The 15,219-nt window shown below is 33.6% G+C and carries 10 protein-coding genes and 1 tRNA gene; 7 read left to right on the top strand and 4 right to left on the bottom strand.

The genetic code is table 11. From position 1 onward, the window contains the following. Positions 1 to 988: T9SS type A sorting domain-containing protein (locus ICJ83_RS06160; protein ID WP_188229504.1), on the top strand; the 988-nt coding region annotated here is incomplete at its 5' end. Positions 989 to 1,097: 109 nt separating this feature from the next. On the opposite strand, the gene ICJ83_RS06155 is transcribed toward ICJ83_RS06160, so the two are convergent. Together ICJ83_RS06155 and ICJ83_RS06150 are read right to left on the bottom strand one after the other, a co-directional pair. Continuing rightward, the gene (locus ICJ83_RS06155; protein WP_188229503.1) at positions 1,098 to 4,508 is read right to left on the bottom strand and encodes a tetratricopeptide repeat protein; all 3,411 of its coding nucleotides are present in this window, start codon (positions 4,506 to 4,508) and stop codon (positions 1,098 to 1,100) included. 127 nt (positions 4,509 to 4,635) lie between these two features. After that, positions 4,636 to 5,475, bottom strand: a complete 840-nt coding sequence (locus ICJ83_RS06150; RefSeq protein WP_188229502.1) for a universal stress protein — start codon at positions 5,473 to 5,475, stop codon at positions 4,636 to 4,638. A 218-nt stretch (positions 5,476 to 5,693) separates the two neighbouring features. On the opposite strand from ICJ83_RS06150, the gene ICJ83_RS06145 reads away from it, so the two are divergent. From ICJ83_RS06145 to ICJ83_RS06120, 6 genes are all read left to right on the top strand, one after another. After that, positions 5,694 to 6,461: a DUF3108 domain-containing protein gene (locus ICJ83_RS06145; protein ID WP_188229501.1), complete on the top strand. Its 768-nt coding sequence runs from the start codon at positions 5,694 to 5,696 to the stop codon at positions 6,459 to 6,461. 10 nt (positions 6,462 to 6,471) lie between these two features. Continuing rightward, positions 6,472 to 6,993, top strand: coding sequence for a hypothetical protein (locus ICJ83_RS06140; RefSeq protein WP_188229500.1), 522 nt, complete (start codon positions 6,472 to 6,474; stop codon positions 6,991 to 6,993). Between the two features lie 156 nt (positions 6,994 to 7,149). Continuing rightward, positions 7,150 to 8,205 carry a M28 family peptidase gene (locus tag ICJ83_RS06135; RefSeq protein WP_188229499.1) on the top strand — a complete coding sequence of 352 codons (1,056 nt, stop codon included), beginning with the start codon at positions 7,150 to 7,152 and terminating at the stop codon, positions 8,203 to 8,205. 67 nt (positions 8,206 to 8,272) lie between these two features. Then, positions 8,273 to 9,289, top strand: coding sequence for a M28 family metallopeptidase (locus tag ICJ83_RS06130; RefSeq protein ID WP_188229498.1), 1,017 nt, complete (start codon positions 8,273 to 8,275; stop codon positions 9,287 to 9,289). Between the two features lie 167 nt (positions 9,290 to 9,456). Next, positions 9,457 to 9,639: a hypothetical protein gene (locus ICJ83_RS06125; RefSeq protein ID WP_188229497.1), complete on the top strand. Its 183-nt coding sequence runs from the start codon at positions 9,457 to 9,459 to the stop codon at positions 9,637 to 9,639. 356 nt (positions 9,640 to 9,995) lie between these two features. Further along, positions 9,996 to 14,030 (top strand): glycoside hydrolase family 2 TIM barrel-domain containing protein, encoded by a 4,035-nt coding sequence (locus ICJ83_RS06120; protein WP_188229496.1) that lies wholly within the window; start codon positions 9,996 to 9,998, stop codon positions 14,028 to 14,030. Positions 14,031 to 14,168: 138 nt separating this feature from the next. Here ICJ83_RS06120 and ICJ83_RS06115 read toward each other — a convergent pair. Together ICJ83_RS06115 and bshB1 are read right to left on the bottom strand one after the other, a co-directional pair. After that, positions 14,169 to 14,244 (bottom strand) — tRNA-His (locus tag ICJ83_RS06115). A gap of 154 nt (positions 14,245 to 14,398) precedes the next feature. Further along, positions 14,399 to 15,118: a bacillithiol biosynthesis deacetylase BshB1 gene (gene bshB1 / locus ICJ83_RS06110; protein WP_188229495.1), complete on the bottom strand. Its 720-nt coding sequence runs from the start codon at positions 15,116 to 15,118 to the stop codon at positions 14,399 to 14,401. Positions 15,119 to 15,219 lie beyond the last annotated feature (101 nt).

Raw genomic sequence — 15,219 nt, 5'->3', positions numbered from 1 at the left:
CTATACCACGAACGGAACGTGTCCTAACTCTGATACTCAATCCGTGACCATTAATGCTTTGGATGATGCCTCGTTTAGTTATTCCGCTGCGGCCTATGGTGTAAATGATAGTGATCCGACACCGACTATTACAGGGCTTTCTGGTGGAAGTTTTAGTTCTACTACCGGACTTTCTATAAACGCGTCTACCGGGGTGATCGATGTGTCAGCCTCTACTGCAGGTACGTATACGGTAACCTATACCACGTCTGGGACTTGTCCGAACTCCGGCACCCAATCCGTGACCATGAATGCTTTGGATGATGCTTCATTTAATTATTCCGCTGCGGCCTATTGTGTAAATGATAGTGATCCTACACCGACTATTACTGGGCTTTCTGGGGGTAGCTTTAGTTCCACGTCTGGACTTTCTATCAATGCGTCTACCGGGGTTATCGATGTGTCGGCTTCTACTGCAGGTACGTATACCGTGACCTATACCACGAACGGAACGTGTCCTAATTCACAAAAAAAAGATGTCATTATTAAAAGTTTAATAGACGCTTCAGTTACCCAGAATTCTGGAGAACTTATTGCCAATCAAGACGGAGCTCAGTATCAATGGTACAAATGCCCAGATACTATATTATCTGGCCAAACAAGCCAAAGTTTCACTGCTATGGAAAATGGAGAATATAAAGTTGAAATATTATTAAATGGTTGCTCAATAACTTCAGAATGTATTTTAGTAACTTCATTATCCATAACCTCGTTGAATGACACCTCATACTTTAACCTTTATCCAAACCCAACAAGAACGAACATAAAGGTCAAAACATCGGAAGGTGGCATGTACCAAATCTATGACACCATAGGTCAACTTGTGCATACAGTTAGGATTAATCCGAACGTAGAAAATGTAATAAACCTTAGTCATTTAAGTGACGGACTTTATATTTTTAAATCTGAAAACAATACTATTATTAAAAAGTTAATTATTGAGAAATAGTTTCGTTTTTAGAATAGGTAAATTTTAATATTGAGGCCACAGGCATAGTAAGCTCGTGGCCTATTTTATTCAATTTAACTTCTATTTTATAAAAGATTTTAAAAACAGTCTATTTAATATTAAAAATATTAACCATATCCCAATCTTCAGGTGTCCCTGAAATAGTATATTCGGCGGATTTTTTTAGAAAATATTTCGCTACTAAATCATCATTATGAATTGAAATTACACTATCAAAGGCTGCTGCAGCTTTTGGGAATTCTTTATTTAAAAAACAGGTCATACCCTTTTCAAATTTTTCAAGTGTTTTAATTTTTAATGCTATGCTTTTTTCAGTATCACCATCAAAACATTCATAAATTGCCATCGAAATATCTTTACCCTTTACCTTAACTTTACCGAGATATCTAAAATTGAAATCCGATTTATTTTTAATCGTTTCTAAACTACTATCACTTATTATTATTTTTGCTCCATAGTATTTAGTTACCCCCTCCATTCTGGAGGCCGTATTTACAGTATCGGCAATTATTGCGGTATCATTTCTATAAACATCTCCAATAATTCCCATAACCAATTCGCCTGTATGAAGTCCCATACCAACGCTAATAGGTTGAAAGCCTTCTGAAATTCTTCGTTTATTATATTCTATTATTACTTTTTGCATATCTATAGAAGCCTGCAAAGCGCAAGCTGCATTTTCTGGAAAAAGTGCCATTATACCGTCGCCTAAATATTGGTTTACGAAACCTTTATTTTTCTTTATTAATGGTCCCATACGTCCAACATAAGCATTTACGAATTTAAAATTTTGTTCAGGTGTCATACTTTCAGATAAACTGGTATAATCGCGAATATCGGTAAACAAAACAGTAACATTTTTTTCCATATAATCACCAAGAATAACATCAGTGATTGCTTCACGTCCAACTGATTTTAAAAATTCGGTCGGCACAAAACGACTAGTAGCTTTATGGATTCCATTTAAATTAATATGTGTTTTTATTCGGCTTAAAAGTTCATTTTTTGAAAATGGTTTGGTTAAATAATCATTAGCACCTACATTAAACCCTGTTACTAAATCACTCACTCTGTTTTTTGCTGTTAGTAAAACGATAGGAAGTTCACTTGCCGAATAGGTTTTTCGTATAATTTCACAAACATCATAACCAGAAAGCTTTGGCATCATAACATCTAAAAGTACCAGATCAAAAGTTTCATTTTTTATAAAGTTAAGGGCTTCGCTGCCATTAGAAGCCTCTGTCACGCCGTAACCTGCAACTTTGAGGTGATTTTCCAAAACACGACGATTTATAGGCTCATCATCAACTACTAAGACCTTTATTTTTTCCTTTTGAACTTTTAATTCAACTACCTCTTTTTCGATAGATTGTTCACTTATACTTTGAACAATATCGTTACAAATACTAGTGTTAGCAATTGTTATTTCCTGTCTATTTACCGAACTCAACGGCAATGAAAACGTAAACACAGAACCATGACCAATTTTAGATTGAACATGGATCTCACCTCCGTGAAGTTCGACTAATTGCTTGGTTACCGATAGCCCTAATCCAGTGCCTCCGTATGCGCGTTCTGCATTACCATTAACCTGCTCAAATGACTTAAAAATTTCTTCAAATTTATCTTCTGGTATACCAATTCCTGTATCGATAATTGAAATTTGTATGACTCCATTACTTTTTTTTGCTTTAACCTGAACAGTTCCCGATTCGGTGAATTTAATGGCGTTACCTACTAAATTAAATAATATTTGCTGCAACCTGTTTTCATCGGCTTCAACTAAATCAATTTCCTTTGAAACTGAATTTATAAGTCGTATTGACTTTCCTTTTATTAGACTTTCTGAAACTTTTAAAACCAGATCCGTGATTGCATATAAGTCTACTGGCTTTATGGATAATTGAAGATCACTATTTCTAAGTTTTGAAAAATCTAATATATCGTTAACTAGATTCGACAGGCGTTTACCACTATTTACAATCATATCCAGGTTTTCAATTGCTTTTAATGGTAAAGCTCCTGCAGCGCCATCTTTTAAAGATTCAGATAACCCGATAATACCATTTAAGGGTGTTCGCAATTCATGCGACGTATTCGCTAAAAACTGGTCTTTTAGTTCATCTATTCTCTCTAGTTTAGCAACACGTTGTTTTTCAAATTCAGTTTTTTGCTGTTCTAATTTTAATTGACGTTGACGTTCAAGTAACTCTAATTTTACTTGTTGTTTGTATTTATATCGTCTTACAAAAAAGAAGGTAAAAAGCCCCCCCATAAAAAATACGCCAATAAAAATATTTCTAAATACTTTTTGCCGCTTCAGTTTTAAATTCTGAATTTCGGCATCCTTCTCTAAAGCAAGAATCTCGGCTTCTTTTGTTTCGGCATTAAACTTTTCTTGAAGCTCTTCTATTTGTTTAGATTTTGTTTCGTTAAAAACACTGTCTTTAACAGCGGTCCTTTTTAAATTAAAATCAAGAGCTTTACTGTACTGTTCGGTCTCTTTGTAAAGTTTTGTTAGTCCATCATAAACATTAAGAAGTTCGGTGGTGGCTCCAACCTCTTCCGCTAAATCTAATGCTTTTAAAAAATGAAACTCAGCTTCATCAAACTGTTTTAATGTCAGGTAATCTGACCCAACCTGAACATAAATGGCCGACAACTCTCTTTTTTGATTTAATCCTTTCCTGATGTCAAGTGTTTTGAGATGCACCTGTAAGGCCTTTTCATAATCTCCCTGAAATTTATAAACCTCTCCTATGGCTTCATAATCATAGGCCATACCCCAACTACTATTAATTTCTGTATCTAAAATCAAGGCTTTATTTAAAAATTCGAGGGCTTTAGTATAATTAGCTTGTAGTTGATAGGTTGTTCCAATATTATAATAACAATTGGCCATATCTGGTTTTGCGTTTAACCTTGTAAAAATGATTAAAGCCTTGTTGTAATTTTCTAGTGCATCTTCAATACGGTTAGAGCGTTTCAAAATTTCGCCTAAACTATTTAAAATATTAGCAGCACTGTAATCGTCTCCTTCTGATTCATATACTTTAAGAATACGATGATATATTTCAAGGCTTTTTTCATATTGTCCACGATAATCGTAAATGATTGCTTGCTGGTATTCTGCATTGGCAATATCTACACTGTTTTTATTGTGTCTTACAAACTTCAAATAAGCCTCGAAATGATTCAATGCTGTTTCATAATTACCTTTTTGCCGTTCTAAAACACCATATTGATATCTGGCTGTATATTGCCCCCAAGTATTATTCGATTGCTTACTTAAACTGTAAACACTATCTATATATTTTTCGGCCATAACAATGTTTGACCTATTGTTTAAATATTCCCAAGAAATGTCTTTTAAAACCTTAATTCGAGCAGAGTCTGTAGTTGCAGCTTTATAAACTCGGTTTAAACTGTCTAATTTTGCGTTTTGACAAAAAGAAAGTACCGAAATAAGGAATACAAAACAAAAACAATGATATTTCATTGAAGTTATAGGTTTGGCTAGTTACCCTATAAAGTTAACTTTTAATCACTTACAAAAAAATTATTCTATAATTTTAAACATCTAATCGTTTAGTAACATAACCAGAGTAGAGTTAAAAATATTAAAGCTACTTTTTAGGAAGTACCATTAAAGGAGTTTGTATACTAAAAGCAAAAGCCTCTGCCTGATGCTTTACAAAAAGACTGTCTAAAAATGTATGTTTCTTATTTATCATGACAATTAACTTAATGTCATTATTTAAGATGTAACCTTGAACTGCATCAAAAATATCCTGTTGATTAGTATCTATTAATTTAAAACTTACATCCTCAAAATGCTCGTTAAAAAAATCAACATCCTGAAAAAGCTCATTGGCCATATTGTCTTCCATCACGACATGTAAAACATTTAGCTTACTGTCATTTTTAATTACAATTTCATCTAATAGCTGAAGCTCATCCATATTGTAAGTAGATTGAAAACTTGTAGTAAAAGCAATATCTTTTAAATTGGTGTATGTACATTTATCTGGAACAACTAAAACAGGAATGTTACAATGTTTTAAAACTTTAACCGTATTGCTTCCAAAAATCACCTGACTTAAACCCGATGCTCCTTTGGTCCCCATAACAATTAGGTCGACCGCATTGCTTTTTACAGCCTGATTAATAGCATCGGTAAAATTGTCATAATCTACCAAAGAAAAGAATTGATGTTTTTGATTATCATACTTTTTCACCAATCTATTTATAACGTTATTTAATGAAACTTTTGCGGATTCTACGATGGTATCGTAAACTACTCCTGTAGGGTTAGCAAGCATTAAATCGTCAGACATATAAGAGGATACTTTTTGTACATTTAAAAGATAAAAACTACAGGTTTCATTTTTAAACATATGCATAGCAAAATGTATCGCATTAATGGAATTCTCTGAAAAGTCGGTAGGTAATAAAATCGTTTTCATAATACAAAAAATAAGTCAGGTTACTTACTAAAGTTTAATATTTTAAAATTCAGTATTATAAATTTACCGAAAGCTTGTAAATTAAACTATGATAATTATCAGTGTTTAAAATTTCACTTATTGTGACACATAAAAATTAGCATAATATTTTAAAGCATTGTATTTTCGGCACAATAAATGATTAACAAAACGTTATACATTATAATCAATAACAAATTATGAAGCGTATCCCATTTCTAATCATGCTATTGCTTGCAATAAGTTTTACTAATGCACAGAATACCGCAATAGGATTTAACGAAAAACTAACCTACACGGCGTCATATAACATGTCGGGCGTTTTAAATGATATTGCCCAGGTTACCATGGAAACCAGTCCGGTAAAAACATCGAAAGCCATTCTTTTAAGACTTAAATGTACAGCTGTTACTTATAGTAAATGGGATGATTTTTTTAAGATTAGAGATTTATACGAAAGTTATGTAAACCCAAAAACATTGACGCCATACCTGTACTCCAGAGATATTAACGAAGGAGGTTATTATAAGTATATGAAATATACCTTTAGCCATAAATCGGGTACTGTAAAGTCTTTAATGAAAAAGAAAAATGATTATCAGGAGAATAAAACGGTTAACATAAATTCAGGAACGAAAGATATTGTTTCCACCATATACAATTTACGATTAATCGATTTTAATAGAATGCAGGTAGGTGCAAGAAAAAGTTTTACCATTATCTTTGACCGCAAAGAAACTAAAGGTCAGGTCACTTATTTAGGTAAAGAAACCATCAATACTGCAATTGGCAAAAAGGAATGTTATAAGCTAGCTGTAGGGTCAAGTGACAAAGTTTTACAAGGATCTAACAGTAATCTGGTGTGGCTTACTGCCGATGCTAATAAAATATTAGTATATGGTAAATTTAAAATCCCAGTAGGAAATGGCGAACTAAAAATTAAATCGGCTACTGGATTAAAAAGTTAAAAGAAAACAAATGAGACAAACATTAACGATATTTGCTGTAATCGCATCTGTGTTTACAATTATATTTTCGGTATTACCAATATCTAATTTAGCTATTTTTCCAGGTATAGCTGCCCTTCTTCTTGCTGGAGGAGCATTTTATTTATCAAAAAAATCGGGTGAGGTAAAAAAATTGATTCCTTTTTCATTTATTCTGACCACATTAGCCCTTCTACTTACCTTTTACAAAGCTATTTTTACAACTACAGAAGTCGAAGACACTCAAGCTCTAGAAACTAAAGAAATACAGTTTGAAGAAGCTGCCATTGAAGAGCTGGAGTCGTTAGATTTAGAAATTGATGAATCCGAATTAAAGGAATTGGAAGACATTGAAATTGATGCAAGTGAAATTGAGGAAATAGAAATTGATGCATCTGAAATAGAAAGTATTAATATTGATGATGCAGAAATTGAGTCCCTGGAAATAAATGAAAACGACATTATTGAAACAGAAATTGAAAGTTCAGATTTGGAAAACCTGGAGATAAATTAAATAATTGTTATCTTTTATTTTCCAGAAATTAAGTAAGTAAATTCTTTTTATTTTTTGTTATATTTGGTTACGACTAATCAAATGAAACTCACATTTTCGAATAATTTTAACCCCAAAAAATGATTATTGTAAGTTTCATGTGACTATAAAAAACACATGAAAAGCTTTTGTATACTCTCTGTTCTTACTTTAGTAGGCACATGTGCCACACCTAAGTATTCTACTAAAATCAAAAATCTAAAAAACAGTATAGAATTAGTTGATAAAACAGAGGTTTTAAACTATGCCAAAACTATTACTGCTTCCGAACTAAAAACACACTTATATAATTTTTCGTCAGAAGAATTTCAGGGCCGAGCAACCGGGGAAATAGGTCAAAAGAAAGCTTCCAATTTCTTAAAACATTACTATCAACAGGAAGGTATCATGTCCCCTCTTAGGGATACTATTAATTATTTTCAAAATATACCTTCAGATTTCTTTTTTGAAAAAACAAAACCCACCGAAAATGTTATGGCATTCATTGAAGGCCAGGAAATTCCTCAAGAAGTCATTATCATTTCTGCACACCTTGATCATTTAGGTGTAAATGAAAACGGACAAGTAAATTATGGAGCCGACGATGATGGTTCGGGCACTGTGGCCCTAATGGAAATGGCTCAGGCTTTTAAAAAAGCCCAACTTGAGGGTAATGGCCCAAAGCGCAGCATTTTATTTCTACATTTCACTGCAGAAGAATTAGGTAAAAAAGGTTCAGAATATTACACCCGACACCCAGTTTTTCCTTTAAAAAACACAGTAACAAACTTAAATATAGACATGATTGGTCGCGTTGATGATATCCATAAAAATAAAAAAGACTACCTATACTTAATTGGCTCCGACCGTATAAGTAAAGAATTACATTACTTATCGGAAAAAGTAAATGACACGCTTTTTAATATTGATTTGGATTACAGATATAATGACGAAAACGACAGAAACCAATACTATACCCGATCCGACCATTACAATTTTGCAGCACTTGGCATTCCTGTCATTTTTTATTTTAACGGTGAACATAGCGATTACCATAAACCAACCGATACGCCAGAAAAAATAAATTATAATTTATTAGAAAAACGCACTAAATTAATCTTTGCAACAGCCTGGCAAATTGCTAATCAGAACCACCGTCTCCTTACCGATAAAAACAATAATTTGTTAAAATAATTCCGATTTCGACAACGCTATACTGTCATTTTTTGTAATATTAGCGTTCAAAAATACTAACTCATACATGAAAAGAATAGCTATCCTTTTATGTACCACATTTTTAGTGTCATCATGTGGTACATCGCAAAACAATACAAAACAGGATAAAACCAAAAGTTCTGTAAATTATGCTCAAACAATAACCGCTAACGAATTAAAAGAAGCATTATACATATATGCCTCTGATGAATTTGAAGGTAGAAAAACAGGAGAGCCCGGACAAAAGAAAGCTGTTAACTTTATTAAGAAGCATTATCAAAGTCTCGGCATTCCATCACCTTTAGGTGCAGATGATTATTTTCAGGATATTCCAGAAGACTATTTTTCGCGAAAAGCCAAAGCTTCAGAAAATGTATTAGCATACATTAAAGGTTCTGAAAAACCAGAAGAAATTATTATCATTTCAGCACATCTAGACCACATTGGCGTAAACGGTAATGGAAAAATTAACAACGGAGCTGACGACGACGGATCGGGCACAGTAGCTATTTTAGAAATTGCCGAAGCCTTTAAAAATGCTGCGGACGAAGGTAACGGACCAAAGCGTACTATTTTATTTTTACATGTAACAGGTGAGGAAATTGGACTTTTTGGATCGCGGTATTACACAGATGTAGATCCTGTTTTTCCATTAGAAAACACCGTAGCCGACTTAAATATTGATATGATAGGTCGTGTATATAAAAAACATGAAAACAACAGAAACTATGTTTATTTAATAGGTTCAGATAAACTCAGTTCAGAGTTACACAATATTTCTGAAGAAATTAATAAGAAGTATATCAACATGGATTTTGATTATACATATAACGACGATAACGACCCTAATCGCTTTTACTATCGCAGCGATCACTATAATTTCGCGAAAAATAACATACCTGTAATATTTTATTTTAACGGAACACACGCCGATTATCATCGGCCAACCGATACACCTGATAAAATAGAATACGATTTACTGGAAACCCGAACTCGTCTAATATTTCATACAGCTTGGGAACTAGCAAACAGAGACGAGCGTATAAAAGTAGACAAACAATAGTATTGTTATTTTATTAAGGCATACAGGATTAAGACTAACTAAATCTAAAAAAGGGTTAAAACAAAACCTTGCATAGCTAACTTTACATAAAAAGCTTTTCATTTTAGAAAAGCTTTTTGTTTGAATATACATTTTTAAAAACCCCTTTAATTATTTAGTTTTGTAGCATGGAATACATTAGCTTAACAGATAAACTACCTGACGAAGAAGGTACCTACAAAGTAAATATTAAATCAGCAAATAAATATCGTGAAAGTAAGGCCATATGGACACCTCACGTTGGTTTTGTTCTTGTAGACGATAGTTTAGAAGATGGAGAATTTATTGATGGATGGCATTCTAAAAGTTAAATATACTTATAGCTTTCCATTTTAAATTAGATTTTTTTCGCCTAATTATTAGGCTTATATTAAGCAGTTAAAAATAAAGAGCTAATTACCTAATCCTATATTTGAATTCTCGTTTTCTTTACTTTAAATCACTCAATTTTTATTAAAAATATTTTGAGACTTTTCTCGCTACTATTGTTTATTTAAATCGAATTTTGATTACACTACAAATTATTATCATTCATTAAATTCAAATATAAAAAAAGTGTGCTCGAACACAATTTATTAGTATATTGCTGCTTCGTACAGCTCCTAAATTAAACATAGCCTACTTTTTATTTTAACATTATCGTTTAGAAAACAGATACAAATAATCTATGAAAAAAACTATTTTAGGATTAATAGCCTGCTTAATAGCTAATTGTTACGTAGTTACAGCACAACTTTCTGGCTTTACATATGGATCTATTAAAGCTCCTACTGGCAAAGAGTGGGAATCACCGTCTCATATTGCACATAATAAAGAACAACCACGAGCAACTTTCTTTTCATTTAAAAACGTACAAAATGCGCGCAAAGTCTTACCAGAACATGCTGAATACTGGAAATCTCTAGATGGACAATGGAAGTTTAATTGGGTTAAACACCCCGATCTACGTCCATTAGATTTTTTTAACCCTAATTTTGATGTAAGTAAATGGGATGATATTTCAGTACCTTCCAACTGGAATATTTTTGGTCTTGGTAAAGATGGCGGGCAAAAATACGGGACACCAATATATTGTAATCAACCGGTAATATTTAAGCATGATGTAAAAGTTAATGACTGGAAAGGTGGCGTAATGCGGGAACCAGCTAAAGATTGGGTTACATATGATGCTCGAAATGAAGTAGGATCTTATCGTCGTGACTTTGAAATTCCTGAAAACTGGGACGGACGTGAAATCTTTATTCAGTTTGATGGTGTAGATTCTTTTTTTTACCTCTGGATAAATGGTAGGTATGTTGGATTTTCAAAAAACTCTCGTAATGCTGCTGCCTTCAATATAACTAATTACGTAAAAAAAGGCAATAATGTTATCGCTGCAGAAGTTTATCGTAATTCAGACGGTTCATTTCTGGAAGCTCAAGATATGTTCCGCCTTCCTGGAATATTCCGAACAGTGCAGCTGTATTCTACCCCTAAAATTCAAATAAGGGATCTTTTCGTGCTTCCTGAGCTTGATGATAATTACATTAATGGCACATTAAAAATTTCTGCCGATATTCGCAATTTTAGTAAAAACTCTGCTAAAGGTTACCAAATAGTATACTCAATTTACGAAAACAAACTATATTCAGATGAAAATAAACGTGTTGAAAATGTTGGAGTAAGCACTCCAGTTTCCACAATAAATAGTGGAGAACAAACAACCTCTTCTGTAGTAATGCATGTGCCCTCACCAAAACAATGGTCGGCCGAACAACCTTATCGTTATACCCTAATAGCTGAACTAAAAGATAAATCTGGTAAAGTTGTTGAAACCATCTCTATATACACTGGTTTCCGAGAGGTTACTATTAAAAATACTTTAGCAAAAGACGATGAATTTGGTTTAGAAGGCCGTTATTATTACATAAATGGTAAAACGGTAAAACTAAAAGGTGTAAATCGTCATGAAACGAACCCAAAAACAGGACATGCCATAACTCGTGAACAGATGCAAGATGAAGTGATGTTAATGAAACGTGCTAATATAAATCACGTTCGTAACTCTCACTACCCTCCTGATCCTTACTGGTATTACCTCTGTAACAAATACGGTATTTATCTGGAAGACGAAGCTAATATTGAATCACATCAGTATTATTATGGAGAAGCTTCACTTTCTCATCCTCCAGAATGGAAAAACGCTCATGTTGGCAGAGTCGTCGAAATGACGCATCAAAATAAAAATCACCCAGCTATTGTAATCTGGTCACTCGGTAACGAAGCTGGTCCAGGTAAAAATTTTGAATACGCATACGATGCATTGAAAAAAATTGATGTGTCACGCCCAGTGCAATACGAACGGAATAATAATATTGTAGATATGGGCTCGAATCAATACCCTTCCATTGGTTGGATGAAAAGTGCAGTTAAAGGTACCATGGGCATTAAATACCCGTTTCATATTTCTGAATATGCCCACTCTATGGGGAATGCATGTGGTAATTTAATTGATTACTGGGAAGCCATTGAATCTACCAACTTTTTCTGTGGTGGTGCTATTTGGGATTGGATCGATCAGGCCCTTTATAATTATAAAGAAGATGGAACCAGGTATCTTGCGTATGGGGGAGACTTTGGTGATAAACCTAACAGCGGGCAGTTTGTCATGAACGGTATTCTTTTTGCTGAACGAGATCCGAAACCTCAATACTACGAGGTAAAAAAAGTTTATCAGAATTTTGGAGTTACACCTTTGGATATAACCAAAGGTATAATTGAAATTTTCAATAAATATTATTTCAAATCGCTTTCTGATTATAATTTAAATTGGTCTGTCTGGGAAAATGGTTCAAAAGTAAAAAGTGGTCAAATTCCTCTTTCTCCCATTGAAGCGAGATCAAAAAGTAAAATAGCAATTCCTTACCAATTTAAAGAGTTCAAAGCGAATTCAGAATATTTTTTGAAGCTTGAATTTACTTTAAAAGAAGATCAACCTTGGGCAAAAAGCAATTATGTTCAAGCTGAAAATCAGTTCTTAATTAAAGCAAAAACAGATATACCAACCATCGCAGATGTGACTAAAACAACAGCTAATGAACAGGTTAAAATTATTGATGCCGAAAATAACATCAAAATTGTACAGGGCAAAGGCTTTAAAGCTAAGTTCAATAACAACGACGGATCACTTTATGGACTTTCGTACAAGGATAATATAATAATAACAGATGGTAATGGACCAAAACTTGATGCCTTTCGTGCCTTTGTAAATAACGATACATGGGGCTACCAAAGTTGGTATGAAAAAGGGCTTCATAACTTAAAACACAAAGCCATTTCATCGAAAATTAGAACAAACAACGATGGTACAGCTACCCTCTCATTTTTAGTAGTTTCTCAGGCTCCAAATGCTGCACGACAACATGGAGGAACGAGTGGCAATAAGATAGCTGTAGAAGAACTGTCAAATCGTAAATTCGGAGAAAACGATTTCCGTTTTATAACAAATCAAATATGGACGGTTTATCAGGACGGTTCTATAGAATTACAAGCCAGCATAACATCAAACGAGCCTAATTTTGTACTTCCTAGACTTGGATACTCATTGACAATTCCGAAAGAATATGATAATTTCACTTATTATGGCCGCGGTCCAGCTGGAAATTACAACGATAGAAAAACTTCTCAGAATATTGAAAAATACACAAACAAGGTTAACGAAGAATTTGTAAATTTCCCTAAACCCCAAGATATGGGGAACCATGAAGATACCCGTTGGTGCGCATTAACCCAAAATAAGTCTAAAAATAGCATTGGAGCAGTATTTATCGCAAATGAAACTATGGCGGTAAGCGCATTACCATATACTGCTCAAACCATGGCTACATCTGCCCATATTTATGAATTACCCGAACCAGGAAACACAACACTTCATCTTGATGTAAAAGTTTCTGGTCTTGGAGGTGCAAGTTGCGGACAAGGAGGGCCTTTGAGTTATGATCGGGCTTATGCTAATCAAAATGACTTTGGATTTATTATTCGTCCTGCGAGTAATAATTTAGATCAAACAGCCAATGTATTACCTTCTGGTGACGTACCCATTTCTATTACTCGTTCAAACAACGGAACGGTAAATATTTCTTCTGTAAAAAAGGATACAGAAATTTATTATTCCATTAATGGAGGTAAAACTAAAAAATATATGGAAACCATTCCATTGCGTGAAGGAGGAACCATTACAGCTTGGTTTAAAAACAATAAAGACTCCGAAATTACAATGACATTCAATAAAATTGAAAAAGTTGAGACCAGCGTAGTATTTGTAAGCAGCGAAGAGCCGGGTAATGACAATGCTGCTAAAAATCTGGTTGACGGCGATCCTTCTTCAATGTGGCATACCATGTATTCTGTTACTGTGGCCCAATTTCCTCATTGGGTAGACTTTGATTGTGGTGAAGCCAAAAGTATTAAAGGTTTCACTTATATGCCACGTCAGGATGGAGGAACCAATGGAGATATAAAAAATTATACAATTCATGTGAGCCTGGATGGGAAAACCTGGAACGAACAGATTTATTCTGGTCAATTTTCTTTAGGTAAAAAAGAAAAACGAATCCTGTTCAAAAAGTCAATTACAGCACGATTTATACGTTTTACGGCAAAAAGCTCCCAAAATGGGCAGGATTTTGCAGGTGGTGCTGAATTTAGTGTTCTTGCTGATTAACAGTTATTTTAATAATACACGTTTTAAAGAGTAACTTGTATAAGTTGCTCTTTTTTTATTGAAATTTTGTTTCTAAAAGTAGACTAATTTAATCCACAAAAAAAGCCCTTCAATAAACTTGAAAGGCTTTGTATTTTTGGGTGGAAGATCGGTCTCGAACCGACGACCTCCTGAACCACAATCAGGCGCTCTAACCAACTGAGCTACAACCACCGTGTAATGCATTTTGTAATGCGAGTGCAAATGTAAACGATTTAAGCGTTTCTACAAAAGTTTTTTCGAAAATTTTTACCACCATTTGTAAAATAAATACTTCTTATAAGGGTAACGTATTCATTTACTAGGTCTTATTTCAAAAAATAATTTATTTAAATTAAATCGAATAAACTCTTAACGCCAACATAGCGTTCTGCGGTAAATCCTTCGGCATACTCTACCCCTATTAAACGCCCTAAATCTCTTGCTCTGTAAACCACACTATCAGTAAAATTTTTACTTGAAATTGGTGTTTGAGGCTCTTTACTGTCTGCACTATAAAATTGTGTTTTATAAGCCAACACAGCCTTCATTTTTAAATCAATAAATTCAGATACGTCTACAGCCAAATCTGGTTCTAAATTTTTCCATTGAATAAAATGATATACCTGTTTTGGTCTCCATGCGTTTTGGTTATTACCTGCTTCATCTTGTGTTTCTATTTTCATTAAACCACTTAAAAAACAGGCATCACTCGCTAATTTACTTCCTTTACCATGATCGATATGCCGATCATCAATAGCGTTACAAAGAACGATATCAGGCTGGTATTTTCTGATTTTTTGAATTAAAGCGAGCTGATGAGTTTTATCATTCACAAAAAAACCATCTGCAAATTCCATATTTTCTCTTACTGCAACATTTAATATTTTTGCCGCATCCTTAGCTTCTTTATCTCTGGTTTGAGCTGTACCACGGGTTCCGAGCTCTCCTCGGGTTAAATCTATAATACCTACTGTTTTTCCTTTAGCAACTTCTTTAGCTATAGTAGCACCACACCCCAACTCAACATCATCAGGATGTGCTCCAATAGCAAGTATATCTAATTTCATTATATATCTGTTTTTTTTATTTTAAATAATCAACACTTTAATTCTAATTCCTTTAGCCTAACTTCTATTTATAAATTGGATTTCTTCTTGTTAAAGAATAT

It is taken from the genome of Aestuariibaculum sediminum, assembly GCF_014596945.1.
GTDB lineage: Bacteria > Bacteroidota > Bacteroidia > Flavobacteriales > Flavobacteriaceae > Aestuariibaculum > Aestuariibaculum sediminum.
The sequence above is the reverse complement of the archived record's forward strand: the minus strand, read 5'-3'. Positions and strand labels throughout refer to the sequence as shown.